Genomic DNA, 25,838 nt, shown 5'->3' with positions numbered 1-25,838 from the left:
GCGAGCTCGGTCCGATCCGGGATGGCGGCACGAAGGGAGTAAGAACGTGCGATTCGTCATAGCTGTCATCACGCTCGTGGTGGCGGCTCTGCTGGTGCTTCTCGGTCTGGCCCAGCGGACGGTGTTCGCCCCGCCGTCCTCGGTCACGTCGTCGGTGACGACGAAATCCGACGCCCCGCTGACCGTCATCCCCGCGTCGGCGCTGAAGGGGTACGCCGGCCGGGAGTCGATCACGATCCAGGGCTCGACCGGCACGGCGTTCGCCGCCTACGGTCGCACCAGCGACATCAAAGGCTGGGTGGGCGACGCCGACTACAACTCGATCCGCTTCGACAAGACGGCGATGGCGCTCAAGTCGAAGACCGTGACCGGCTCGGAGTCGGCGGTGCCGAACCCGGCCGACTCCGACCTCTGGTACCAGCAGTACACGGGCAAGAAGCTCACCTTCTCGCTCGACGCGCCCGACGATATCTCGATCCTCGTCGCATCCGGCGGCTCGACGGCGGCCCCCTCGAAGATCTCGGTGACCTGGCCGCTCTCGACGGCGACCCCCCTCGTGGGCCCGCTCATCACCGCGGGCCTGGCGGTCTTCGTGATCGGCATCCTGCTCTTCATCTGGGCGATCGTGCACCACCGGCGCACGCGGGGCCCACGGCGCACGTCGGGCACGGGCGGCCGTCGACCGAAGCTGCCGCGGTCAGAGCGCCCGCGCTCGGTACGCTCGGGCCGGAAGACCGCCCTCGGCATCGAGGGCTCCGGGCGACGACGGGCGAGACGTTTCGTCGCCGTCGTGCCTGCGGTGCTCGTCGCCACGATCGGGCTGGCCGGCTGCTCGCCCGACTACTGGCCGCAGTCGTCGAACGACGCCAGCTCGGCCGCCACGCCGACGCCGACCGCCACGGCGCCGTCGAACGGCGCCGGTCTTCAGCCTCCGGCAGTCACGACGACGCAGGCGTCGACCATCATCGAGCGCATCGTCGCGGTCCAGGGTCAGGCCGACAAGGCCTCCAACGCGAAACTCGCGGCGACCCGTTTCGAGGGCCCGGCCCTCGCTCAGCGCACCGCGGCCTACGTCATCAAGAAGAGTGACCCGACGGCCCCGGCACCTCTGTCGATCCCGACCGGCAAGCTCTCGCTGACGCTGCCGCAGCAGTCCGACTCGTGGCCGCGCACCGTCTTCGTCGTCGTGCAGTCGGCGTCGAGCACCACCGCCGCGCCAGTGGGCGTCATGCTCAAGCAGGATTCCGCTCGCGACCCGTACAAGGTCGACTACCTGGTCGCTCTCGAGGCGCAGGCGCAGCTGACGAACCTTCCGCCCGCTTCGCTCGGGGCGGCACGGCTCGCGCCCGACGTCAAGCTGCTCGAGCTCGAGCCCGACAAGCTCGCCTCCGCCTACGCCGACATCCTGAAGAACGGCGATGCCAGCGTCGATGCGAAGTACTTCCAGTCGGCGGGCGACACGCTGCGCAACGAGATCGGCCAGCCCTACAAAGACGCCAAGGCGAAAAAGCTGCCCTCGACGGCGAAGATCGCCTACACGAGCGCGGGCGACAGCGAGCCGAGCATCGCGTTGGCCACGAACGACGCGGGCGCCATCGTGTCCGTCTCCCTGGACGAGATCGAGACGGTCACGCCGACCAAGGCCGGCGCCGAAGTGAACACCGAGGGCGAGGTTAAGTCGCTCAGCGGTGTCGCCAAGTCGATCAAGGGCATTACGGCCACGTACGGCGTGCAGCTCTTGTTCTCCGTGCCTCCGGTCGGCAGCAGTGACAAGATCGTCCTGCTTGGTTTCAGTCAGGCTTTGATCTCAGCGAAAGAGGTGAAATGAGCAACGTCCCTCCCAGCCCCGCGAGTCTCCGCGGGGCCGTCGACCTGTCGTCTCTCGTCAACAAGGCGCAGGCTCCGGCCGTGCCCGCCGGAGGTGCCGCGGGTCCCGCGCCCGACGGTGGGGCCGCGGTCGGTGTGCCGTCGCTCGTGGTCGACGTCACCGACGCCACGTTCTCGGCGATCCTCGAGCTCAGCAACACCGTGCCCGTCGTCGTCGACGTCTGGGCCGAGTGGTGCGGGCCCTGCAAGCAGCTCTCGCCGATCCTCGAGAAGATCGTCACCGAATACGCCGGGCGCATGGTGCTCGCCAAGGTCGACGCCGACACCAACCCGCAGCTCACCCAGGCCTTCCAGGCCCAGTCGATCCCGACGGTCGCGGCCGTCATCGGCGGCCGCCCGGTGTCGCTCTTCGTCGGGGCGCTGCCCGAGGCCCAGGTGCGCGACGTGCTCGAGCAGGTGCTGCAGCTCGCCGAACAGAACGGTGTGACCGGGTCGGTCGCCGTCGACGGCGCCGCCGAAACCGGCGAGCCGGCAGAACCCGAGCCCGAGCCGCTGCCGCCCCACCACCAGGACGCCTATGACGCGATCGAACGCGGTGACTACGCAGGGGCGCAGGACGCCTACCGCACCGCCATCGCGCAGGATCCCCGCGACCAGCTTGCCGTCGCGGGTCTTGCGCAGGTGTCGCTGCTGGCACGCCTGCAGGGCCTCACGATGGCCGAGGTGCGGAGCGAGGGCGCCTCGAAGCCGGACGACGCTGACGCTCAGCTCGCAGTGGCCGACCTCGACGTGAGCGGAGGGCATGTCGACGATGCGTTCGATCGCCTCCTGACGGCCTTCCCGCGTCTCGACCAGACGGGCAAGGACGCCGTGCGGACGCGGCTGCTCGATTATTTCGAGATCGTCGGCATCGACGAGCCGAGCGTGGTCGCCGCCCGCCGCCGCCTCACGATGCTCCTCTACTGAGACACGAGGCGGCCGTCGCCGACGGCGACTGCAGCACCGGGCGGCCGAGGCCCGCACGAGGTCCGGTGCCGCGGGCACCATCGGTGCGATAGGTCCAGCGGGTCTCCACCCTGGGGTGGAGGCCCGCTTCGCTGTTTCCACCCGGCCCCCGCCCCTGGGCCGTGGGGTGCCGACCGATGGCCCGCCAGTCTGAGATCGGAGGCGGCGGTGGGTCGCCTCCCTCGAAAGGCGGCTTCTCGACATGGCATCTCTTCTCGCGCGAATCGGCGGTTTCAGCGCTCAGCACCGGTGGTGGGTGATCGGCGCGTGGCTCGTGATGCTCATCGTCGCCGCGGGGTCGGCCGCGTCCTTCTCGAAGCCCCTCGACTCGACCTTCAGTATCAAGGGCCTGCAGTCGATCGACACGCTGACCAGCGTCGGCCACGAGTTCCCGAAGACCGGGGGCAACGGGGGAGACGTCGTCTTCGCAGCTCCGAAGGGGCAGGAGCTGACGGCGGCAGACCAGAAGACCGTCGCGACGCTGTCCACTCGTCTGGCTGACGTGACCGGCGTGACGAGCGCCACCGACCCGTTCACGGCTCCCGCTGCCGAACGCACCCTCTCGCCCGACGGCCGAATCGGCTACGTGAGCGTCAGCATCACGGCGTCCGACCCGTCGAATGCGACGATCGCCGGCGTGCAGAAGGCGATGACGGCGGCCGAGACCAGCCACCTGCAGGTCGAGGCGTCATCGGGTCTCGTGCCGGACAGCTACGGCGCGTCGAGCCAGCTGGTCGGCATCGTCATCGCTTTCGTCGTGCTGCTGATCACCTTCGGGTCGTTCCTGGCGGCAGGGCTGCCACTTCTGACCGCCCTCTTCGGGCTGGGCACGAGCGTCGCCGCGATCTATGCCTCGTCGGCGTTCGTCGACCTGAACTCGACGGCGCCCCTCCTCGCGATCCTGCTGGCCCTCGCGGTCGGCCTCGACTACGCGCTCTTCATCGTCAACCGGCACCGGCGCAACCTGCTCTCGGGCATGGGCGTGCAGGAGTCGATCCGCCTCGCGGCCGGCACCGCGGGCTCGGCGGTCTTCTTCGCCGGAGCAACCGTCATCGTGGCACTCGCCGGCCTGTCGGTCGTCGGTGTCGGCTTCCTCAGCCAGATGGGCCTGTCGGCGGCTTTCGGCGTCTTCGTAGCCCTGCTGGTCTCGCTGACGTTCACGCCGGCGATCCTCAGCATCTCCGGCACGAAGGTGCTCAGCCGACGGGCACGCGGCCGGATCGGGCAGACGGCCGCCACGCTGCGGCGCACACCGGCCTCGCGGTGGGTCGCCCTCGTCACCCGTCGTCCCGTCGTCTTCACCGTCGCCGCGGTCGCCGTCCTCGCCATCCTGGCCGTGCCCGTCGCGGGCCTCCGCCTCGGCCTGCCGAACGACGGCACCGACCCGTCGGGCACCACGACGCGCGCGGCCTACGACCTCACCACCGAGGGCTTCGGGGCAGGATTCAACGGCCCCATCCTCGTCCTCGCGCAGCACGTCGACGCTGCGGACGTACCCGGTCTGATGAAGGCCCTCGATGTCCACGACGTCGTCCGGGTCGTTCCGTCCGGTCTGCACGGCACGGATGCGCTGTTCACCGTGATTCCGAAGACGGGGCCGTCGGATGCGGCCACCGAAACCCTCGTGCACGCCCTGCGCGGCTCCTCGGAGTCACTGGGCCTGCCTGCCACGGTGTCGCTGCAGGTGACAGGGGAGACAGCCGTGGCGATCGACATCTCGCAGCGCCTGCTCGACGCACTGCCGTTCTACCTCGCGCTCGTCGCCGGATTCGCCTTCCTGCTGCTGATGGTGGTGTTCCGTTCGCTGCTGATCCCGCTGAAGGCCACGCTGAGCTTCCTCCTCAGCTTCGGCGCGTCACTCGGCGCCACGGTGGCCGTCTTCCAGTGGGGCTGGCTCGGCACGCTCTTCCACGTCGACCCCGCGGCGCCCCTCTTGAGCTTCCTGCCCATCCTGCTGGTCGGGGTGCTGTTCGGGCTGTCGATGGACTACGAGATGTTCCTGGTCTCGGGCATGCGCGAGCGACGAGCGCAGGGGGACACCTCGCCGGTGGCCGTCTCGACCGGGTTCGCGAACGGCGCGAAGGTGGTTGCAGCGGCCGCCCTCATCATGATCGGCGTCTTCGGCAACGGGGCGATCGCCGGCCGCGGCACCATCCAGCCGTTGGCTTTCGCCCTCGCGGTCGGCGTGCTCGTCGACGCCTTCGTGGTGCGGATGACTCTGGTGCCCGCTGTCATGCGCCTGTTCGGCGACGGGGCGTGGTGGCTGCCGCGGTGGCTTGACCGCATTCTGCCCGATGCCGACATCGAGGGGGCGGGGCTCGATCGCAAGACGGCCGCTCTGCCCGCCGCCTCGCATTCTGAAGAGCTGGCTACTTCTCGAGCTTGAGCCAGATCACGCCGAGCGGTGGCAGGTTGACTTCGGCAGAGGCCGGCCTGCCGCCCCACGGCGTCTCGCTGGCGGTGACGCTGCCGAGATTGCCGACGCCCGACCCGCCGTACTCGGCCGCGTCGGTGTTCAGGATCTCGTGCCAGACGCCCGCGACGGGCAGCCCGAGACGCAGACGCACCGGCTGCCCCGAGAAGTTCGCGAACACGGCGATCTTCTCGCCCTCGGTGGTCTTGCGGAGGAACGCGACCACGCTCTGCTCGGCGAGGCCGCCGTCGATCCACTCGAAGCCCTCGGTGTCGAAGTCGTGCTGCCACAGGGCCGCTTCGGCGTTGTACACGGTGTTGAGCTCGCGCACCAGCGAGTGCAGCCCCTGGTGCGTCGGCTGGTCGAGCTCCCACCAGTCGAGCCCGCGCTCTTCGCTCCACTCGGAGGTCTGCCCGAACTCACTGCCCATGAAGAGCAGTTGCTTGCCGGGGTGACCCCACATGAAAGCGAGATAGGCGCGCAGGTTGGCGCGCTTCTGCCAGTCGTCACCGGGCATCTTGCCGAAGAGCGAACCCTTGCCGTGCACGACCTCGTCGTGGCTGATCGGCAGCATGAAGTTCTCGCTGAACGCGTAGACGAACGAGAAGGTGATCTCGTTGTGGTGGTAGCCGCGGTAGAGCGGGTCACGCTCGATGTACTCGAGCGAGTCGTGCATCCAACCCATGTTCCACTTCAGGCCGAAGCCCAGGCCGCCGTCGCTCGTGGGGCGCGTGACACCCGGCCACGACGTCGACTCCTCGGCGATCATCATGACACCGGGGTTGCGCTTGTAGGCCGTGGCGTTCGCCTCCTGCAAGAACGAGATCGCCTCGAGGTTCTCGCGGCCGCCGAACTTGTTCGGCACCCACTCGCCCTCGTTGCGGCTGTAGTCGAGATAGAGCATCGAGGCGACCGCGTCGACGCGGAGGCCGTCGATGTGGAACTCTTCGAGCCAGTAGACCGCGTTCGACACCAAGAAGTTGCGCACCTGCGAGTCGCCGAAGTTGAACACCAGGGTGCCCCAGTCGGGTTGCTCGCCGAGCCGCGGGTCACTGTGCTCGTAGAGCGCCTGCCCGTCGAACTTCGCCAGCGCCCACTCGTCCTTCGGGAAGTGCCCGGGCACCCAGTCCATGATCACGCCGATGCCGGCCTGGTGCAGGCGGTCGATCAGGTAGCGGAGGTCGTCGGGCGAACCGAAGCGCGACGTCGGCGCGTAGTAGCCCGACACCTGGTAACCCCACGAGCCGCCGAACGGGTGCTCGGCCAGCGGCAGGAATTCGACGTGAGTGAAGCCGAGGTCGCCGACGTAGCCGATCAGGTGATCCGCCAGCTCGCGATACGACAAGCCCGGGCGCCAGGATCCGACGTGCAGCTCGTACACGCTCATCGGCTTCGTCGACGGCTCGACGTCCGCCCGTGCCTCCATCCACGCGGCGTCCTCCCACTGGTGCGACGCCTTCGTGATCACCGAACCGGTCGCCGGAGGAATCTCGGCCTGGCGCGCCATCGGGTCGGCTCGCTCGACCCAGCGGCCGTCGGCGGCCAGGATCTCGTACTTGTAGGTGCCCGAGGTGAGCCCCGGCACGAAGAGCTCCCAGATGCCGTTGCCGTCCATGCGTCGCATCGAGTGGCCGACGCCGTACCAGCCGTTGAAGTCGCCCTTGATGCGCACGGCCTGCGCGTGCGGCGCCCACACGGCGAACGAGGTGCCGAGCACGCCCATGTTCTCGACGACGTGTGAACCCAGCATGCGCCAGAGGTTCTCGTGGCGACCCTCACCGAAGAGGTAGAGGTCGAGCTCGCCGACGGTCGGCCAGAAGCGGTACGGGTCGTCGCTCGTCCACGAGCCCCCGCCGGCGTAGGTCGCCTCGACCTGGTACGCGCCCGGCTCGATGATCGCCAGGGCCTCCCAGATGCCGTGCGACACGTGCGCCATCGCCAGCCGGCCGCCGTTCTCGATGACGAGGGTCACCGATTCGGCCAGCGGGCGCAGGACGCGCACGAGCACGCCGGCGTCGACGTGGTGCGGCCCGAGCACCTGATGGGGGTGAGGGTGCCTGCCGATCGAGACGAGGTAGGCCTCGTGGCCGTCGAGCGGGGGCACGAGAGGGGCGGGGGAGATGCTGGTGTCGGTCATGGGTGCTGCCTCCTAGGGGGCGCGGTTGAAGTCGACGCTGAGGATGTGGGCGGGCTCGACGAAGGCGTCGAGGCGCACGTAGTTGTCGTCGCCCCAGACCCAGGTCGCCTGCGTGATGAGGTCGCGCACGGTGAATCGAGTGCCGGGCTCGAGGCCCAGCGCTCGGAGATCGAGGTGGACGCTCGTCTCGCGGGCCGAATGCGGGTCGGTGTTGGCGACGACGATGACGGCGTCCGAGCGCCCCGACCGCACGTGGCGGCCGTCGATGAACTTCGAGTAGACCAGGATCGCGTCGTCGTCGCTCGAGTGCACGGTCAGGTTGCGCAGCTGCCGGAGGGCGGGGTGGCCCTGGCGGATACGGTTCAGTTGCGTGAGGTACGGAGCGATCGACGCGCCGGCGGCTTCCTCGGCCTGCCAGTCTCGAGGCTTGTACTCGTACTTCTCGTTGTCGATGTTCTCTTCCGAGCCCGGTCGCGCGACGTTCTCGATCAGCTCGTAGCCCGAGTACACGCCCCAGGTCGGCGAGGCCGTCGCAGCGATCGCGGCGCGCACCTTGTAGGCCGGCACGCCGCCGTACTGCAGGTAGGGCGTCAGGATGTCGTGCGTGTTGACGAAGAAGTTCGGGCGGAACCACGCACTGGTCTCGTGCGAGATCTCTTGGAGGTACTCCTCGAGCTCCCACTTGGCGTTCCGCCAGGTGAAGTAGGTGTACGACTGCTGGAACCCGACCTGAGCCAGGGCCTGCATCATGGCGGGTTTGGTGAACGCCTCGGCGAGGAAGACCGCTTCGGGGTGGTCGGTGCGGATGTCGGCGAGCAGCCACTCCCAGAAGTGCACGGGCTTGGTGTGCGGGTTGTCGACGCGGAAGATCGTGACGCCGCGGTCGATCCAGAAGCGCACGATCCGCAGGATCTCGCGGCTGATGCCCTCGTAGTCGTTGTCGAAGTTGAGGGGATAGATGTCCTGGTACTTCTTGGGCGGGTTCTCGGCGTAGGCGATGGTGCCGTCGGGCAGTGTCGTGAACCACTCGGGATGCGCGGCCACCCACGGGTGGTCGGGTGAGCACTGCAGGGCGAGGTCGAGGGCGAGCTCGAGGCCGGCGTTCTTCGCGGCGCCGACGAACCACTCGAAGTCGGCGAGCGTGCCGAGCTCGGGGTGCACGGCGTCGTGGCCGCCGTCGTCCGACCCGATCGCGTAGGGCGAGCCCGGGTCGTTCGGGCCGGCATCGAGCGAGTTGTTGGGGCCCTTGCGGAAGGTGCGGCCGATCGGGTGCACCGGGGGGATGTAGACGACATCGAAGCCCATCCGCGAGATGGCGGGAAGGCGCCGCGCAGCCGTCCGGAAGGTGCCGCTCTGCCACGACCCGTCGTCGCGCTTTCGCGCGCCCTCGCTGCGCGGGAAGAACTCGTACCAACTGCCGACAGCGGCCCGGCTGCGCTCGACACGCACGTGCTTCTTGGCGCTCTGGGTGATGAGGCTGGCCAGCGGGCGGGCGAAGAGGGCTGCGCCGAGGCGCGAGTCGGTGGCGATCCTGAGGCGGGCTGCCGGGCTCAGCCCCGCGTTGGCGAGGGCCTTGGCGCCGTCTCGCAGGAGGGCGTTGTCGGGGTCTCGCTTCGCGGCGCGCTGCAGCAGCTCGCTGCCCGTCGCGAAGACGTTGTCGATGTCCTGCTCGGCCGGGATCTTGATCTCGGCGGTGTGCAGCCACGTCGCCCAGTCGTCGGTCCACGCCTCGATCTGCCAGGTGTGGAGCCCCTCGGTTTCGAACAGCCACTCGGTGTGCCAGCGGTCGGTGCCGGGGATGCCCGCGGTCAGGCGGTGCCGCTGCACCGCGCCCGTCGGGTCGGTGACGACGAGCGCGGCGTCGATGATGTCGTGTCCCTCGCGGAAGACCGACCCCTCGAAGGGCACGACCTCGCCGACGAAGGCCTTCGTGTCGAAGGCGTCGTCAGGGGTTCGGGGAGGAGGCCCGAGATGGGGATCCGGCCGACTCGCGCCGTGATCGAGTTCTGCCCGGTTCTGGACTCTGTACGTGTCACCACGCCTCGACCGTACCCGGTCCGGCCACACGTCGGCCCCTGCGGGGGACGCGGGGGTGGGGCCGGGCCCGAAACGGGTGGCCCCCGGTTTGGGTGCATGCGCAGGCATGAAAGTGCTTGTCGGCACTATGGGGGACCGGTAATGTCGTCATCGCACCGGGAAAGCACGCGAAGCACGGTCTCGACGACCTCTTCGACGTCGACGCCCGGTGCCATCTCAGTCGTGTCGACTGTGATCGCATGCCAACCGGCGTGCCGGGTCCGCGCCCGAAGCGGACCCGCCACCGCGATCGTCGACGCGCCCGGACGCTCACCCTGTCTGCGCGCGCCAGTCGACTCTCCCTGGCGCGCCCGAACTCAGCGGAGACCCGAGATGTGTCGCCTCTGGATACCCGATCCGGGGGCGGCACTTCGGGCTCTGGGCCCGGATGTCAGGCGCCTCGACCCGTCTTCTGCTGCAGCCGGTCGATCTGCTCGCTGGCCTCGGCCTTCGTCATGTCGGCCGACAGCTCTTCGCCGGCCTGGCGGGCGAGGGTGTCGAGGTAGCTCTTCTGCGCGGCCGTGATCGGCTCGTCGCCGGTGACCCACTCTTCGGGGTCTTTCGATGCGGGGTTGGTCGGGTCGGGGTGCGTGCCGCCGAGGGTCTCTTCGCTGGATGTGTCGCTCATGGGCGACACGGTACGCGGCGCCACCGACGCTGTACCCCCGCGCTCAGCCGAGGGGCCGGAAAGCGTCAGGATCGGGCGACGGCCGCAGTCGCCGGGGTTCTTGGGGATGCCGTCACGACGCCTTCCAGAGCGTCACCGTCGGCCCGAGCACGTCGTACTGGTCACCGGGCGCTCGAGGCGCCACCTCGAAGGCGTCGCCGCTCGTCCACAGCGGCTCGTAGGCGGTGACGCCCTCGTGGTCGGGCAGCGTGACCGTGACGCCCGACTCCGAACCGTGCACGACCACGAGCACCCGGTTGAACTCCTCGATCTCGGGGGTCGACGCGGCCAGGTAGAGCAGGGTGCGGCGGTGCGGATCGTTCCATGCGTCGTCGGGCATGGGCGCCCCGTCGGCGGCGTACCAGCTCATGTCGGTGGCCGAGAGCGTGACCGTTCCCTCCGCCCCGAACCGGCTGGGCCGCAGCGCCGGGTTCTGACGGCGGTGACGGATCAGTGCCTTGGCGTCGGCGAGCAGCGCGGCCTTCTCGTCGTCCAGCTGCCAGTCGACCCATGACGTCTCGTCGTCGCTGCAGTAGCCGTTGTTGTTGCCCCGCTGAGTGCGGCCGATCTCGTCGCCCGCCGTCAGCATGGGCACGCCTGCCGAGAGGAAGAGAGTCGCGAGCAGATTGCGCGACGCGCGCTGACGGGCGTCCAGGATCCATGGGTTGTCGGTCGGCCCCTCGGCGCCGTGGTTGAACGAGCGGTTGTCGTCCGTGCCGTCGCGGTTGTCCTCGCCGTTCCGCAGGTTGTGCTTGGCGTCGTACGAGACGAGGTCGGCAAGCGTGAAGCCGTCGTGGGCCGTCACGAAGTTGACGCCCGCGAGGGGCCCCCGCTCGCGCGTGTAGATGTTGCTCGAGCCCGAGAACTTCGAGGCGAAGCTTCCGAGGCCGTTGGGGGCGGTGCCGCCGACGCGGGCGTCGGCGATGTCGCGCAGCCAGAAGTCGCGGGCCCGGTTGCGGAAGCGGTCGTTCCACTCGCTCCAGCCCGCAGGGAAGTTGCCCGTCTGCCACCCGCCGAGACCGACGTCCCAGGGCTCGGCGATGAGCTTGACGCCCGTGAGCGCGTCGTCGTCGCGGATCGCCGCCAGCAGCGGGTCGTCCTGCGAGAACACCGCATCGGGGCCGCGGCCGAGGGTCGCGGCGAGGTCGAAGCGGAACCCGTCGATCTGCACGTCGTTCGCCCAGTAGCGCAGCGAGTCGAGCACGAGGCGCGCGCCCGCGGGCGTCGACGTGTCGACCGTGTTGCCGCAGCCGGTGACGTCGATCGGGTGCCCGAGGTCGTCGTGGCGGTAGTAGCTGCCGTCGAGGCCCCGAAGACTCGTCACGGGGCCGCCGTCCTCGCCCTCCTCCGCGGTGTGGTTGTAGACGACGTCGAGCCAGACTTCGATGCCCGCGGCGTGCAGCAGCCGCACCATTCCCTTGAACTCGCGGAGGATCGCCGACGGACCGCCCAGCTGCGCATCGCGCGATGCATACCCGGCGTGGGGTGCGAAGTACGACAGCGTGTTGTAGCCCCAATAGTTTTCGAGCCCCTGCGCCACGAGCCGCTGCTCGTCGACGTGCTGGTGCACCGGCAGCAGCTGAATCGCCGTGATGCCGAGGTGTTTCAGGTGGGCGATGGTGCTGTCGTGGGCGAGCCCTGCGTAGGTGCCGCGGAGGTCGTCGGGCACGTTCGGCGCGAGCCGCGTGAGACCGCGCACGTGCGCCTCGTACACGACCGTGTGATCGAGCGGGGTGTGCGGTTTGCCGACGCCGCCCCAGTCGAACGAGTCGTCGATGACGACGCCGCGCCAGCCGCCGCTGCCCGTGCGGGCGAGGCCCCGCGCGTACGGGTCGAGCAGGTCGACGTTCGCGTCGAACGGCGTCACGACGCCCTCGTCGGAGAGCGGCTCGCCATCGGCCCGCAGCCAGTAGCGGCGGCCCGGCACAAGTCGCGGGTCGGAGCCCGTCCACACGTCGTGGGCGTCGCGCATCAACGGCACGACGCGCTCGGAGGGTGCGTCGTCGATCACGAGGTCGATCGAGGTGGCCGCACTCGACCAGATGCGAAGCGTCGGCCCGTCGGGCCCGTGCTGCACGCCGAGGTCGCGCAGCGGGTCGACGAGGGCGGGAGCTTCGCTCTGGAGGTCGACGTCAGACACGCGTTCTAGAGTAGTAACAGCGACGGTGTCCGATTTACGACATCCGAAACACCCGTGAAATCTGGGCTGGAGGCACAGCGATGGCGGTCTATCTCGACCACGCGGCGACCACGCCCATGCTGCCTCGGGCCATCGACGCGTACACGACGTCCCTCGCGACGGTCGGCAACCCGTCGTCGATCCACAGCGACGGCCAGCACGCCAAGCGCGTGCTCGAAGAAGCCCGCGAGACAGTGGCGGCCTCGCTCGGCTGCGACCCGATCGAGGTCGTCTTCACTTCGGGCGGCACCGAGGCTGTCAACCTCGCGATCAAGGGGCTGTGGTGGGCGAGGCAGAGCGACCGGCCGAGGCCTCGCATCCTGGTGCCCGGCGGTGAGCACCACGCGACGGTCGACACCGTCGAGTGGCTCGAGCGCTACGAGGGGGCCGTTGTCGAGTGGATCCCGCTCGACGAGCGCGGTCGCATAGACGTCTCGGCCCTGGCGGCGGCGTTCGACGCCCACGACGATGTGGCGCTGGTCAGCTTCCTCTGGGCGAACAACGAGGTCGGCACGATCGAGCCCGTGGCCGAGATCGTCGCCCTGGCGAAGCAGCACGGCGTGCCGGTGCACTCCGACGCGGTTGCGGCCTACGGGCAGGTGCCCCTCGGCTTCCGCTCGTCCGGGCTCGACGCGCTCAGCGTGTCGGCGCACAAGATCGGCGGCCCCATCGGCATCGGCGCGCTCGTCCTCTCGCGCTCCACGACGGTCGTCCCTCTCATCCACGGCGGCGGGCAGCAGCGCCAGGTGCGATCGGGCACGCAGGATGCCCCGGCCGCGGTCGCCTTCGCAGTGGCGGCTGCGGAGGTGGCCGAGCCGACGCACGCCCTGTCGTATGCACGCCTGCGCGACCGGGTGATCAGGGGGGTGCAGGAGGCCGTGCCCTCGGCGATCCTGCGCGGCGACCCGGTCGATCGGCTGCCGGGCAACGCGCACTTCACCTTCCCTGGCTGCGAGGGCGACTCGCTGCTCTTCCTGCTCGACGCCGCGGGTGTCAGCGTCTCGACCGGCTCGGCCTGCCAGGCCGGCATCCCCGAGGCGTCGCATGTGCTGCTCGCCATGGGGCTCGACGACGACGAGGCGCGCGGCGCCCTCCGCATCACGGTCGGTCACTCGACCACCGAGGCCGACGTCGACGCCTTCCTCGCCGCGCTGCCCGGGGCCGTCGCGCGGGCCACGACGGCGGGCTATGCCGACCGCGCCCCGCAGCTCGGTCGCTGACCGCCGGTCGCTGACACCCGGTCGCCGACACCCGGTCGCCATCGGGGTGGTCGTCGCCGGCCTCATCCGGGCTCTCGCCGACGTCGGCCGCTCCGTCGAGGGCGCCGGCACATCGCTCCACGACCGGCTCGACGGGGCGGCGAACGCTCTCGGCAAGGTCCCGCTGATCGGCGGCGCGGCGAGTGCACCTCTCGAGAATGCCGGGGGTGCGGGCACCGCCCTCGCCGACGCCGGCAGGCAGCAGCAGGATCTCATCGGTCACCTGGCGCTGGCGGCCGGCCTGATCCTCGCCATCGTGCCCAGCCTCGTGATCCTGCGCTTCTGGCTCGTGCGCCGGGTGCGTTTCGCCCGGGGCGCCGCTGAGGCCCGCAGGCTCTCGAAGAGCGACGGCGGCCTGCAGCTGCTCGCCTTCAGAGCCCTCGTGGCCGGCGACACCGCCGAGCTGATGCGGATGACACCGAACCCCATAGCGTCGTGGAGCGCCGGCGACGCCCTCGAGCAGCGGCTGCTGGCCGAGCTCGCGCTGCGCGACGCGGGCGTCCTCCGTTGAGCCCGGGTGGCGTCGGGCCGCCCCGGTGGACTCGCTTTTCATGTCAGGCGGCTCGTGCCGCCCGGCCGCGAAGCGCAGCACCGGTAGATTGATAACCATGATCGAGCTCGACTTCTCCGACCGGATCGCGGCCCTCCGCTCCACCTTCGCCGACATCTCCGCCGTGATCGGAGTCGACCGCCTCGAGACCGAGATCGCGTCTCTCGAGCAGGAGGCGTCGGATCCTGCCCTCTGGAACGACACCGACAACGCCCAGCGCGTGACGAGCGATCTCAGCCACCGCAAGTCCGAGCTCGACAAGATCACGAACACCGGTCAGCGGCTCGACGACCTCGAGGTGCTCGTCGAGCTGGCGAACGAGGGCGACGACCAGGAGTCGGCCGACGAGGCCGAGGCCGAGCTGAAGAGCATCCAGTCGATGATGGACACCCTCGAGATCCAGACCCTGCTCGACGGCGAGTACGACCCGCGCCCCGCCGTCATCACCATCCGTTCGGGCGCCGGCGGCGTCGACGCGGCGGACTTCGCCGAGATGCTGCTGCGCATGTACCTCCGGTACGCCGAGCAGCACGGCTTCAAGACCACGGTGATGGACACCAGCTACGCCGAAGAGGCCGGTATCAAGTCGGCCACGTTCGAGGTCGACGCGCCCTACGCCTTCGGCACGCTCAGCGTCGAGGCCGGCACTCACCGGCTCGTCCGCATGTCGCCCTTCGGCGCTGCGGGCAAGCGCCAGACCAGCTTCGCCGCGGTCGAGGTCATCCCGCTGATGGAGGAGACCGAGTCGATCGAGATCCCCGAGAACGACATCCGGGTCGACGTCTTCCGTTCGTCGGGGCCCGGTGGCCAGTCGGTCAACACGACCGATTCCGCGGTGCGCATCACCCACCTCCCGACCGGCACCGTCGTCTCGATGCAGAACGAGAAGAGCCAGATCCAGAACCGCGCCGCCGCAATGCGGGTGCTGCAGTCTCGCCTCCTGCTGCTGCAGAAGGAGGCCGAGAACGCGAAGAAGAAAGAGCTCGCGGGCAACATCACCGCGAGCTGGGGCGACCAGATCCGCTCGTATGTGCTCGCGCCGTACCAGATGGTCAAAGACCTCCGCAGCGAGTACGAGGTCAACAACCCGTCGAACGTCTTCGACGGCGACCTCGACGGGTTCATCTCGGCGGGCATCCGCTGGCGCAAGCGGTCCGACGACGAATGACGGCGCCCGGTGTGGGGCCCGCGTTCGGCCCGCACTCAGGTGATTGCGAGGCTCGCCCGAGAGGCGCGCCTCCTGCCGAAACGAGCGATCACTGCCTAGTCTTGCCCCGTCATGATTCGCTTTGATGAGGTCTCCAAGTTCTATGCCGGCAACCCCCGCCCGGCACTCAACGGGATCACCCTTGAAATCCTCAAGGGTGAGTTCGTCTTCCTCGTCGGCGCCTCCGGGTCCGGCAAGTCGAGCTTCCTGCGCCTCGTTCTGAAAGAAGAGAAGCCCTCCAAGGGGCAGATCCACGTGCTGGGCCAGCGGCTCGGCACCCTTTCGAGCCGCAAGGTGCCCTACTTCCGCCGCAACCTCGGCGTCGTCTTCCAAGATTTCCGGCTGCTGCCGCAGAAGTCCGTCTTCGACAACGTCGCCTTCACCCTGCAGGTGATCGGCAAGAGCCGCGGCTACATCCAAGAGGCGGTGCCAGACGTGCTCAAGATGGTCGGCCTGGCCGGTAAGGCGCAGCGCCTGCCGCACGAGCTGTCGGGTGGTGAGCAGCAGCGTGTCGCGATTGCCCGTGCAATCGTCAACCGCCCCGCGATCCTGCTGGCCGACGAGCCCACCGGTAACCTCGACCCCTCGACCAGCGCCGGCATCATGACGCTGCTCGACCGCATCAACGCGTCGGGCACCACCGTGCTCATGGCCACCCACGACGCGGGCATCGTCGACCAGATGCAGCGGCGCGTGATCGAGCTCTCGGGCGGGACGATCGTGCGCGACGAGCGCTCGGGCGGCTACCAGACGCAGGCGGTGCCCATCCAGCAGGTGGGGCAGGATGCCTCGGCTCCTGTCACGCAGGGCGTCCCGACCCAGTCGGTGCCCGCCCCGCAGCTCGACACCTCGTCGGTCTCGGCGCAGGCCGTCCCCACCTGGGGAGCCGACAAATGAGGCTCGGGCTCGTCTTCAGCGAGGTCGGCTCAGGCCTCCGTCGCAACCTTTCGATGGTGATCTCCGTCGTGCTCGTCACCTTCATCTCGCTGACCTTCGTCGGCGTCGCGGTGCTCATGCAGATGCAGATAAACCAGATGAAGGGCTACTGGTACGACAAGGCGCAGGTCGCCGTCTACCTCTGCACCGATACCGACACGACCGGCAATTGCACGGGCGCGAAGGCCACGACCGACCAAGAGGCGCAGGTCAAGGCGCAGCTCGAGTCGACGACGCTCAAGCCGTACATCAAGAAGTTCTACTTCCAGAACCAGACGCAGGCCTACGACCAGTTCAAGAAGCAGTTCGCGAACAGCCCGGCCACCGAGTTCGTCCAGCCGTCGTACCTCAACGAGACGTTCTGGGTGAACCTCAAGAACCCTTCGCAGTCGGATGTGCTGATCGAGAGCATGTCGAATCAGGCCGGCGTGCAGAGCGTGGTCGACCAGAGGGGCTATCTGGCGCCGATCTTCGCGGTGCTCAACGCGGCCAGTTATACGGCCATCGGCATAGCCGTCCTGATGCTCATCGCCGCGGTGCTGCTGATCGCCACGACCATCCGATTGTCGGCGTTCAGCCGGCGGCGCGAGTTGGGCATCATGAGACTCGTCGGCGCGTCGAACCGGTTCATCCAGACGCCGTTCATCCTCGAGGGGGTGATCGCCGCGCTCGTGGGATCGGTTCTCGCGGGAGGCGCGATCTACCTCATCGTGAAGTTCTTCGTGCGCGACTACCTGGCGGTGTCGTTCAACTCGACGCCGTTCGTCGGGATGAGCGCGACAGTGTTCGTGGTGCCGCTTCTGATCGTGATCGGGGCCGTGCTGGCCGCGCTCTCGGCGAACGTGGCGATCCGGCGCTACCTGAAGGTCTGATCCGCCCCGTATACTGGAGGGCTGCCCTGGACAGGGCGGCAATCATCAGCACGGAGCAACAGGAGCGAGCCATGCCGAAGGGCACCTCAGATCGAGACAAGGGCGAGAAAGTCGTCGCCACGAATCGGCGTGCCCGCTTCGACTACCTCATCGACGACACCTACGAGGCCGGCATCGTGCTCACGGGCACCGAGGTCAAGGCCCTGCGCCAGGGTCGGGCGTCGCTCGTCGACGGGTACGGCTTCGTCGACGGCGGCGAGATCTGGCTCGACGCGGTGCACATCCCCGAATACACCGAGGGAACCTGGAACAACCACTCGCCGCGTCGCAAGCGCAAGCTGCTGCTGCACAAAGAGCAGATCATCAAGATCAGTCACAAGACCAAAGAGGGCGGCTACACCCTCGTGCCGATGCGCATCTACTTCAGCGACGGGCGGGCGAAGGTCGAGCTCGCGGTGGCAAAGGGCAAGAAAGAGTACGACAAGCGCCAGACGCTGCGCGAGCGCACCGACAAGCGCGAGGCGGATCGGGCGATGTCGGCTCGACGCAACCTCGGCGACTGAGCTACGATAGAAGGCCGCGTCAGCGCGGCACGAATGGCGGCGAGAGCCGCTTCACAACTGCACAGAGCACGACAGAGGCCCACTCAGGGGGATGATCGGTTTCGACATCGCCTGTATGCGAACGAGAAGCGGGCCGAGGATCCAGGGTTATCTCGTAAACGATCTCTGGAAAACAATAAGTGCCAATAAATCGCGCACTGACTTCGCTCTCGCTGCGTAAGCAGTAGAGCCACATAAGTCCGTCAGACCGGAGACTGCTCTCTATCCGGACCCTGACGTCAGCTAGAGGGCTTGCTGAACGGTTGCGCCACAGGGCCGTTCGGGACTTGCACTGTGACTGGGCCCGTCCACCTAGATGCCGGTAGCAAAGGTGGGGGCCGAGTAGAACGACTCATCCGGCTACGCCCGTAGAATGCGTTCAATCTCAGCGATGGACGGGGGTTCAATTCCCCCCATCTCCACCATCGGCCTCTGTCGTGCCACTGTGTCTCTTCGCTGGCGTCCCCGCCGCCAGCGCTCCTTCGGGCGACTGTGGGCTTCCGTCAGCGGCCGAGGGGGGCCGGCTCGGTCGGCAACTGTGTCGGCGCGCCGTACCGCCAGGTCATGGCAGTGATCGCGATGGCCCCGGCCGCCAGGATCGACGCGAGCACCACCATCTGGAACTCCGCGGCGCCCAACGGCGACGCACCCCCGAAGACCGCGCCGACGAAGGCCCCCGGCAGCGTCACGATGCCCGTGGTGCGCGTCTGGTCGGTCGACGGGATGATCGCCGACGACGAGGCCGAACGCACGACGCCCTGAGCCGCCTGCCGCGGCGTCGCCCCGAGGGCGAGCCAGCCCTCGACCTCGTCTCGCCCCGACAGCAGCTGGCTGCCGAGCAGTCGCCCCATCAGCGTCGTCACCGTCATCACGTTGCCGACGATGATGCCGCCGAGCGCGAGCGCGTAGCGCGGGCTCAGGTCGACCGCGCCCAACGCGAAGACGATCACGACCGGCACACCCGCCGACACGACCACGGTGAGCACCAGGAAGGGCAGCGCCCGTCGCTCGAGCTTCAGCCGCGTGTAGACCGTCCAACTTGCTGCCAGGACCATCGCGGTGAGGAAGAGCGCCACCCATACCGGGCTCTGGATCACGCCCACGAGGATCAGGCTCAGAATGCCCAGCTGCACCGCGGCCCGTACGATGGCCCACGGCTGCAACCAGGGGTGCTCCAGTCGCAGCGAGAAGACGATGGCGCCCGTCAGCACCACGAGAGCCGCCACTGCGATTCCGGTCGAGCCGAGCGTCACGCGCGAGCTACCGGGAGTTCGAGCACCATCGTGGTGCCCTCGGTCGAGGTCGAGTCGACGCGCACGTTGCCGCCCTGGCGGTCGGCGATGTCTTTCACCAGCGCGAGGCCGATGCCGAAGCTCGGGCGCATCGGTAGGGCGGAGCCCGGCTCGTCGTCGGCCGTCATCGACGGGTCGGAGTGGGCGAACCTCTCGAACACGCGGTTCGGCTCGATGCCGGTGATTCCGGGCCCCTCGTCGGCGACGCTCAGGACGAAGCGCGGGCCATGGGCCCCCGCCGTGATGCGAACGGTGCCGCCCCGGGGCGAGTGCCCGATGGCGTTGTCGACGAGGGCGATCACGCAGCGCCGGAGGCTGGTCGGGGGCACCGACAGGCGCGTGGCATCCTGCGCCTCGAAGTCGAGGGTGACGCCGCGTTCGGACGAGAGGATCGTCAGCGACGCGACGGCCTCCTCGACGATCGGGAGGGCTTCGACGGCTCCCGACGTCGTGACCGGGCCGCCGGCTGCGAGCAGCAGGTCGTTGACGATGTCGACCAGGGCTTTGGAGTCGGCCCGCAACTCGGCGACCGTTGCCATCGTGGCGTCACGGTCAGGAGGGCTCACCGCCCCGAGACGCCTCTCGAGCACCTGCAGTCGCGCATCGAGCACAGCCAGTGGTGTGCGCAGCTCGTGGCTCGCATCCGCCACGAACTGGTGCTGCAGCCGAAGCGCGGTGCCGAGGGGCTTCACCGCCCGCCGCGCGATGATCCAGCTCACGAGCCCGGCGAAGACCACGGCGCCGATGCCGAGGATCACGAGCGCCTGCAGCACGTCGGTCGAATCGACGTAGACGTGCGGGCCTGTGCTGTGGTCGTTGTCGATCTGCTCGCGCGGCTGCGCCTGGTGCAGCAGGAAGACGATGGCGATGACCACGATGCCGAGCACGAGCACCGCGGAGGCGAGCATGATCTGCCAGCCGATCGACCGGGAGGCGGCACGGGTGGCCAGCGCATCCTGATCCTGCGTTCCCTGGCCGTGCCGGAGCGACGGCCCTCGGCGTCGAACGACGGCCATCACAGGGTGCCCAGTCGGTAACCCCGATTGCGGATGGTCAGCACGACCTCTCTGTCGGTCTTGCGGCGCAGATAGTGCACGTAGGTGTCGACCGTGCCGGGTTTCTCACCGGCGGGGAAGGCGACCCGCAGGAGGTGTTCGCGCGAGAAGGTGCGGTCGGGCTCGCGGGCGAGCACCCCGAGCAGGTCGGACTCGCGCTCGGTGAGCACGATGTGGTCGCCGTAGGGCGACGAGAGCACGTGCTCGTCGGGGGCGAAGCGCCAGCCGCCGATCTGGATCCAGACGCCTGATGCGCTGAACGTGCGGGTGAGGGCTCGCAGGCGCGCCAGCAGCTCGTCGAACTCGAACGGCTTGACGAGATAGTCGTCCGCCCCGGCGTCGAGGCCGTCGACGCGGTCGCCGACCGTGCCGAGGGCCGTCAGCATCAGGATGGGCGACGTGACCCGGCCGCGACGGAGGCGCTCGACGATGCCGAGCCCGTCGATGGAGGGCAGCCGGCGGTCGATCACCAGCACGTCGAAGTCACCGTCGAGGCCTGCGACGAGGCCGTCCCTCCCGTCGACGTGACGCGTCACGTCGTAGACCTCGGCGAGCACCTCTTCGATGAGAGGGCCGAGCGCAGGGTCGTCTTCGATCAGGAGGAGACGAGGCCGCTGCGCGAAGGAATGTTCAACGCCCATGGTGCGAGGCTAGCGGAGCGGAGAGGGACGACATCGAGGTAAGTGTGCCCGGTGCGCGCCCAGAATGGGCCAAGACCGCGACGGCTCCTTCTGGCGGGTATACCCTCGGGGGTATCTCGTCGCACTTGCGCTCGAGTTCCGAGACATCAGGAGGTGGGCGTGTTCGTCCTCGACGCAGCGCTACGCGCACTGGTGGCGGCCGGATCGATGGGGTGGGAGATCCTGTGGCCCCTGATCCTCGGCTTCACCCTCTCGGGCGTCATTCAGGCGGTGGTCCGCACCGAGCGCATCACGAAGCTGCTGAACGACGACTCGCCGCGGGCGCTCTCGGTGGCCACCGGCCTCGGTGCACTGTCCTCGTCGTGCAGCTACGCTGCCGTCGCGCTCGCCCGCGCGCTCTTCCGCAAGGGCGCGTCGTTCTCGTCGGCGATGGCCTTCGAGATCGCCTCGACCAACCTCGTCGTCGAGCTCGGGCTCATCCTCGCGTTCGTGCTCGGCTGGCAGTTCACGGTCGCCGAGTTCGTGGGCGGGCCGCTCATGATCCTGCTGGTCGCCCTCGGCTTCCGTCTCTGGATGCGCGGCAAGGTCGCCGAGTCCGCACGCGAGCAGGCCGATCGCGGCCTCCCAGGATCGATGGAGGGCCACGCGGGCATGGACATGTCGGTCGGAGGCGACCAGGGCTTCTGGCGACGACTCTTCTCGAGGCCGGGAATCGTGTCGACGTCGCAGTACTTCGTCATGGACTGGGCCTCGGTGCTGCGCGACATCGTGATCGGGCTGCTGATCGCCGGCTGCTTCGACGCGTGGGTGCCGAAGGTGTGGCTCCAGACCGTGTTCGCCGTGCACGACCCCGGCGTGGCGTTCGTGATCGGGCCGCTGGTCGGGCCGATCCTGGCCGCCGTCAGCTTCGTCTGCTCGGTCGGCAACGTGCCGCTGGCCGCGGTGCTCTGGAACGGCGGCATCTCGTTCGGCGGTGTGATCAGCTTCATCTTCGCCGACCTCATCATCGTGCCGATCATCATCATCTACCGTCGGTACTACGGCGGGCGCGCGGCCTTCCGCATCACGGCGATCTTCTACGGCGCGATGGTCGTGGCCGGCTACCTCGTCGAGATCGTCTTCACCCCGCTGCACCTCGTGCCGCGCGAGCGCGACGTCACGATCGTCGACGCCGGCGTCTCGTGGAACTACACCACCTGGCTCGACATCGGCTTCCTCGTGATCGGGGCGCTGCTGCTGATCGTCTTCGTGCGCTCGGGCAGCTGGTCGATGCTGTCGATGATGGGCGGGGCGCCGGACGCGGGGCACGATCACGGGGAGATGGGGCACGAACACGGGGGTGTGTCGCACGACGAGCCGAAGGCGGACGAGACCCCGCACGATCACGCCGGCCACCATCACTAGCCCGTCTGCCGGGCTGGCTCCGGCCGGCTGACGTCGAAAGGGCGCAATCGCATCGCGAGTCGGCCCCGGCCATGCGTCTTCGCCCTCTCCGCACCGACGACCGCCGGCGAGCCTCAGGTGTGGGGGAGAGCGATCGCCTCGACTACAGCGGGGTGCAGGATGCCATTGGTCGCCAGGGCGGACCCGTGCCAGATCCCGTCCCGCCGTCGATGCCGCCGAAAGAGCCCCCGGCCTCGATGACGATCGGGTACAGCGCCGCCATGTCGTACGGCTGAAGGTCGAACTCGCCCGAGATGTCGATCGCCCCCTCGGCGACCAGCATGTACGACCAGAAATCCCCGTACGCCCGGGTGCGCCACACCTGCCGCGCGAGCGACAGCAGCTGCTCGGTGCGCCCGGCCTCCATCCAATACTGCAGGCCGCTGTAGCTGAGGCTGGCCTCGGCCAGGGTCGCGACCGCGGAGACGTGCAGTCGGCGGGGCTCCGTGCCCGATCCTGCCTCGAGCGCGAACGCGCCGCCGCCGGACGTCGCCCACCAGCGCCTCTGAAGAGCCGGGGCGCTCACGACGCCGACCACCGGGACACCGTCGACGACGAGAGCGATGAGCGTCGCCCACACGGGCACGCCGCGCATGAAGTTGGCGGTGCCGTCGATCGGGTCGACGATCCACTGGCGCTGCGGCTGGGCGGTGACGCCCTCTTCAAGTGAGCCGGACTTGCCCGACTCCTCGCCGAAGAAGGCGTCGGTCGGGCGCTCGGATGCGAGGACCGCGCGGATCCTGCCCTCGACTGCCCGGTCGGCGTCGGTCACGTGCGTGTGATCGGCCTTGAGCGACACGTCGAGGTCGGCCGCCCGGTAGCGCGCGAGGCTGATCGCGTCGGCCTCGTCGGCGAGCCGGAGGGCCAGCGCGAGGTCGTCGGCGTGGCCGGTCACGGGGCTGTCTGCAGGCGTGGAAGTCACCCCGCCAGCGTATCGAGCCTCGGGTGGCGCCGAAGTCGCGCTTCGGCCGCTCGGAGTGACGAGAGGCAGGATGACCTGCGATCTCGCGGCGCAGGCAACGGGCGAGGGCCGACGGCTCAGCCGGTGACGGCCCCGCCCTTCGACTCGATCAGCGACAGCAGCGACTCGAGCCGCTCGCGCCCGATCGTGCCCAGCTCGCCGTCTTCGACGCGGTCGACGATCTCCCAGTCGTGCGCCTCGGTCAGCGGGATGCCCGCGGGGGCCTTGTATGAAGCGGGCACGCCGGCTGCCTCGCGCTCGGATGGCGAGGCGGGCAGGATGGCGTGCGAGGCGAACGACCGCAGGATGTTCTCGGGGTCGACGTGCCCGAGCCCGAACGACCGCACGCCCGGCGTGTCGATGATCCAGCCGCCCGACGGCACCTTGAACGAGACCGTGGACGACGACGTGTGACGCCCACGCCCCGTGACGGTGTTGACGACGCCGACGGCGCGGTTCGACCCGGTCAGCGCGTTGACGAGGGTCGACTTGCCGACGCCCGAGTGGCCCACGGTCACCGTGACGTGATCGTCGAGCACGGCGCGCAGCCCCGCCAGCTCCTCCTCGGAGAACCGCGCCGACGACGACGTCAGGATGCGCAGATCCAGACACGAGAAGTGGGCCGCGAACGGCGCAGGGTCGGCCAGGTCGGTCTTGGTGATCACCAGGATCGGCTCGACTCCGGCATCGAAGGCCGCCACCATGTAGCGGTCCACGAGTCGCGGTCTCGGCTCCGGGTCGGCCGCGGCCACGACGATCAGCATCTGGTCGGCGTTCGCGACGATCACGCGCTCGACGGCGTCGGAGTCGTCGGCGCTCCGCCGCAGGAGCGTGGACCGCTCGTGCACTCGGACGATCCGAGCGAGCGAGCCCTCGTCGCCGCTCGTGTCGCCGACGAGGTCGACCCGGTCGCCGGTGACGACCGACTTCTTGCCGAGTTCGCGGGCGCGGGTCGTCGTGATCTCGCGCTCGTCGGGGGTGCCGGCGTCCATCAGCACGCCGTAGCGGCCGCGGTCGACGGTCCAGACCACGCCCTCTTCGGCCTCCGAGTAGGCCGGGCGCTGCTTCGTGCGGGGCCGGTTGCCCTTTGGGTTCGGCCTGACGCGCACCGACGACTCGTCGTACTCGGAGTACTCGCCCTCGTCGTCGCCCGTATCTGAACCGTCGTCCCACCAGCTCATGTGGCCGGGCCCTCCACCAACAGCACCGGCGCCTACAAGAACCCGAGCAGGCTCGTGTCGGCCGGGCTCACGCTCACGGTGCGTCCGAGCATCGCCGTCCACAGCTCGACGAACTGCGGCAGCGTCTTCGACACGACGCGCACGTCGTCGAGTTCGACGTTCGGCACGGCGAGCCCGATGATCGCGGCGGCATGGGCCATGCGGTGGTCTTCGTAGGTGCGCCACTGGCCGGCGTGCAGCGGTGAGGGCTCGATGTGCAGACCGTCCTCCAGCTCGGTGACGGCGCCGCCGAGTGCGTTGATGTCATCGGCGAGAGCCTTGAGGCGATCGGTCTCGTGGCCGCGCAGGTGGCCGATACCCGTGATCGTGCTGGGCTCCGACGCCAGCGCCGCGAGAGCGACGAGCGCGGGCGCGAGCTCCCCACCGCGTGAGAGATCGAGGTCGACGCCGGGCAACGATCCGCCGCCGATGAGACCCGCACCGCAGTCGACGGTGAGCGTGTGGCCCTCACGGGTGACGGTTGCGCCCCAGAGCGGCAACAGGTCTTCGAGATCGCCGCCGACCTGGGTGGTCTCGGCCGGCCAGTGCGGCACCGACACCCGGCCACCGGCGACGAGGGCTGCGATGAGGAAGGGAGCGGCGTTCGAGAGGTCGGGCTCGATCGTGACATCGCGGCCCAGGATCACCGACGGGGGAACGGCCCAGACACCGGGCTCGGACGAGTCGACGGTCACCCCGCGCTCGGCCAGTGCGTCGATGGTCATCTCGATGTGCGGCAGGCTCGGCAGCGTCTCGCCGGTGTGGCGGAGAACCAAGCCCGCGGTGAACCGCGGCGCGGCCAGCAGCAGACCCGAGACGAACTGGCTGGAGGCGGACGCGTCGATGCTGATCTCGCCGCCCTCGATCGCCCCGGTGCCGTAGAGGCTGAACGGCAGAGTGCCGCGGCCGTCGTCCGAGACATCGACGCCGAGAGCGCGAAGCGACTCGATGGTGGTCTTCATCGGGCGGCGGCGGGCGTTCACGTCGCCGTCGAACGTGACCGGCCCCCGGGCCAAGGCGGCCAGGGGCGGCATGAAGCGCATGACCGTGCCGGCGAGGCCGCAATCGACCGACGTCCCGCCGGTCAGCTCACCCGGGGTGACGAGGAGGTCGGGGCCGAATGCGCTGCCGTTCGGCACCTCGTCGATCGTCGTGCCGACGCTCTTCAGCGCCTCGACCATGAGGGCGCTGTCACGCGAGTGCAACGGCAGGCGCAGCAGGGAGGGGGAGTCGGCCAGAGCGGCCAGGACGAGCTCGCGATTGGTGAGCGATTTCGATCCTGGCAGCGACACCGTCGCCGTGACCGTGCCGCTGGCGCTGGGCGCGACCCAGAAGCCCTCGTCGACAGTGGCCTTCTTGACGGTCTCGCCGCCGCCGCCGTCGTCGTAGGGGCTGAACTCGGGGTCGGAATACCTGAATACCTGCATCGGTTGTCAAGGGTAATGCACGCCTATCCAGGAGGACCCGTGGCAGCTGTGATGACACGACCGGCTCCG

General features: G+C 69.1%; 19 protein-coding genes, 1 other RNA gene and 1 pseudogene. 11 read left to right on the top strand and 10 right to left on the bottom strand.

Annotation, left to right across the window (positions count from 1 at the left end; translation table 11 throughout):
- The first annotated feature begins 46 nt into the window (after window positions 1–46).
- The 3 genes from AX769_RS15270 to AX769_RS15260 all read left to right on the top strand — a co-directional run bounded on the left by AX769_RS15270 (window position 47) and on the right by AX769_RS15260 (window position 5,218).
- Window positions 47–1,828, top strand: a complete 1,782-nt coding sequence (locus tag AX769_RS15270) for a hypothetical protein (RefSeq protein WP_066281019.1) — start codon at window positions 47–49, stop codon at window positions 1,826–1,828.
- The gene (locus AX769_RS15265; RefSeq protein ID WP_066281016.1) at window positions 1,825–2,793 is read left to right on the top strand and encodes a tetratricopeptide repeat protein; all 969 of its coding nucleotides are present in this window, start codon (window positions 1,825–1,827) and stop codon (window positions 2,791–2,793) included. The genes AX769_RS15270 and AX769_RS15265 overlap by 4 nt, the downstream gene beginning before the upstream one ends.
- A gap of 241 nt (window positions 2,794–3,034) precedes the next feature.
- The gene (locus AX769_RS15260; protein ID WP_082763852.1) at window positions 3,035–5,218 is read left to right on the top strand and encodes an MMPL family transporter; all 2,184 of its coding nucleotides are present in this window, start codon (window positions 3,035–3,037) and stop codon (window positions 5,216–5,218) included.
- On the opposite strand, the gene glgB is transcribed toward AX769_RS15260, so the two are convergent.
- The 4 genes from glgB to glgX all read right to left on the bottom strand — a co-directional run bounded on the left by glgB (window position 5,202) and on the right by glgX (window position 12,265).
- Complete coding sequence (glgB, locus tag AX769_RS15255) at window positions 5,202–7,382, bottom strand: 1,4-alpha-glucan branching protein GlgB (RefSeq protein ID WP_082763851.1); 2,181 nt, start codon at window positions 7,380–7,382, stop codon at window positions 5,202–5,204. The genes AX769_RS15260 and glgB overlap by 17 nt on opposite strands.
- Window positions 7,383–7,394: 12 nt before the next feature.
- Window positions 7,395–9,527: an alpha-1,4-glucan--maltose-1-phosphate maltosyltransferase gene (locus tag AX769_RS15250; protein WP_157887661.1), complete on the bottom strand. Its 2,133-nt coding sequence runs from the start codon at window positions 9,525–9,527 to the stop codon at window positions 7,395–7,397.
- A 322-nt stretch (window positions 9,528–9,849) separates the two neighbouring features.
- Entirely contained in the window at window positions 9,850–10,086 is a 237-nt protein-coding gene (locus AX769_RS15245; RefSeq protein WP_066281012.1) for a DUF3072 domain-containing protein, read from the bottom strand.
- 112 nt (window positions 10,087–10,198) lie between these two features.
- Entirely contained in the window at window positions 10,199–12,265 is a 2,067-nt protein-coding gene (glgX, locus tag AX769_RS15240; protein WP_066281005.1) for a glycogen debranching protein GlgX, read from the bottom strand.
- An 80-nt stretch (window positions 12,266–12,345) separates the two neighbouring features.
- Here glgX and AX769_RS15235 point away from each other — a divergent pair, with 80 nt between their 5' ends.
- The 7 genes from AX769_RS15235 (at window position 12,346) to ssrA (ending at window position 18,155) form a co-directional block, all read left to right on the top strand.
- Complete coding sequence (locus AX769_RS15235; protein ID WP_066281002.1) at window positions 12,346–13,524, top strand: cysteine desulfurase family protein; 1,179 nt, start codon at window positions 12,346–12,348, stop codon at window positions 13,522–13,524.
- Window positions 13,493–14,074, top strand: coding sequence for a hypothetical protein (locus AX769_RS15230; protein ID WP_066280998.1), 582 nt, complete (start codon window positions 13,493–13,495; stop codon window positions 14,072–14,074). Before AX769_RS15235 ends, AX769_RS15230 begins: the two co-directional genes overlap by 32 nt.
- A 97-nt stretch (window positions 14,075–14,171) precedes the next feature.
- Complete coding sequence (gene prfB, locus AX769_RS15225; protein ID WP_066280995.1) at window positions 14,172–15,281, top strand: peptide chain release factor 2; 1,110 nt, start codon at window positions 14,172–14,174, stop codon at window positions 15,279–15,281.
- 111 nt (window positions 15,282–15,392) lie between these two features.
- Window positions 15,393–16,217, top strand: coding sequence for a cell division ATP-binding protein FtsE (gene ftsE / locus AX769_RS15220; RefSeq protein ID WP_082763850.1), 825 nt, complete (start codon window positions 15,393–15,395; stop codon window positions 16,215–16,217).
- Complete coding sequence (gene ftsX / locus AX769_RS15215) at window positions 16,214–17,128, top strand: permease-like cell division protein FtsX (protein ID WP_066280992.1); 915 nt, start codon at window positions 16,214–16,216, stop codon at window positions 17,126–17,128. Before ftsE ends, ftsX begins: the two co-directional genes overlap by 4 nt.
- 71 nt (window positions 17,129–17,199) lie before the next feature.
- Window positions 17,200–17,691, top strand: coding sequence for an SsrA-binding protein SmpB (gene smpB, locus AX769_RS15210; RefSeq protein ID WP_066280988.1), 492 nt, complete (start codon window positions 17,200–17,202; stop codon window positions 17,689–17,691).
- Between the two features lie 87 nt (window positions 17,692–17,778).
- Window positions 17,779–18,155: a transfer-messenger RNA gene (gene ssrA, locus AX769_RS15205) on the top strand.
- Window positions 18,156–18,233: 78 nt separating this feature from the next.
- Here ssrA and AX769_RS15200 read toward each other — a convergent pair.
- The 3 genes from AX769_RS15200 to AX769_RS15190 are packed head-to-tail and all read right to left on the bottom strand — an operon-like array spanning window position 18,234 to window position 20,718.
- On the bottom strand, window positions 18,234–18,983 hold the full coding sequence (locus AX769_RS15200; RefSeq protein ID WP_066280986.1) for an ABC transporter permease: 750 nt from the start codon (window positions 18,981–18,983) through the stop codon (window positions 18,234–18,236).
- Window positions 18,980–20,038 (bottom strand): sensor histidine kinase KdpD, encoded by a 1,059-nt coding sequence (locus AX769_RS15195; RefSeq protein WP_066280983.1) that lies wholly within the window; start codon window positions 20,036–20,038, stop codon window positions 18,980–18,982. Before AX769_RS15195 ends, AX769_RS15200 begins: the two co-directional genes overlap by 4 nt.
- Window positions 20,038–20,718 (bottom strand): response regulator transcription factor, encoded by a 681-nt coding sequence (locus tag AX769_RS15190; RefSeq protein ID WP_066280981.1) that lies wholly within the window; start codon window positions 20,716–20,718, stop codon window positions 20,038–20,040. The genes AX769_RS15195 and AX769_RS15190 overlap by 1 nt, the downstream gene beginning before the upstream one ends.
- 159 nt (window positions 20,719–20,877) lie before the next feature.
- Here AX769_RS15190 and AX769_RS15185 point away from each other — a divergent pair, with 159 nt between their 5' ends.
- A complete protein-coding gene (locus AX769_RS15185) occupies window positions 20,878–22,122 on the top strand; it encodes a permease (protein ID WP_204249221.1) in 1,245 nt (414 codons plus the stop codon).
- Between the two features lie 113 nt (window positions 22,123–22,235).
- On the opposite strand, the pseudogene AX769_RS15180 reads toward AX769_RS15185, so the two are convergent.
- From AX769_RS15180 to aroA, 3 genes and pseudogenes are all read right to left on the bottom strand, one after another.
- Window positions 22,236–23,083, bottom strand: a pseudogene (locus tag AX769_RS15180) (inositol monophosphatase family protein).
- Window positions 23,084–23,199: 116 nt separating this feature from the next.
- Window positions 23,200–24,303, bottom strand: coding sequence for a ribosome small subunit-dependent GTPase A (gene rsgA, locus AX769_RS15175; protein ID WP_066280979.1), 1,104 nt, complete (start codon window positions 24,301–24,303; stop codon window positions 23,200–23,202).
- A 32-nt stretch (window positions 24,304–24,335) separates the two neighbouring features.
- The gene (gene aroA / locus AX769_RS15170) at window positions 24,336–25,769 is read right to left on the bottom strand and encodes a 3-phosphoshikimate 1-carboxyvinyltransferase (RefSeq protein WP_066280977.1); all 1,434 of its coding nucleotides are present in this window, start codon (window positions 25,767–25,769) and stop codon (window positions 24,336–24,338) included.
- Window positions 25,770–25,838: the final 69 nt, after the last annotated feature.

This window comes from Frondihabitans sp. PAMC 28766, assembly GCF_001577365.1.
Taxonomy (GTDB): Bacteria; Actinomycetota; Actinomycetes; order Actinomycetales; family Microbacteriaceae; genus Frondihabitans.
This window is presented reverse-complemented; position numbering and strand designations above follow the sequence as displayed.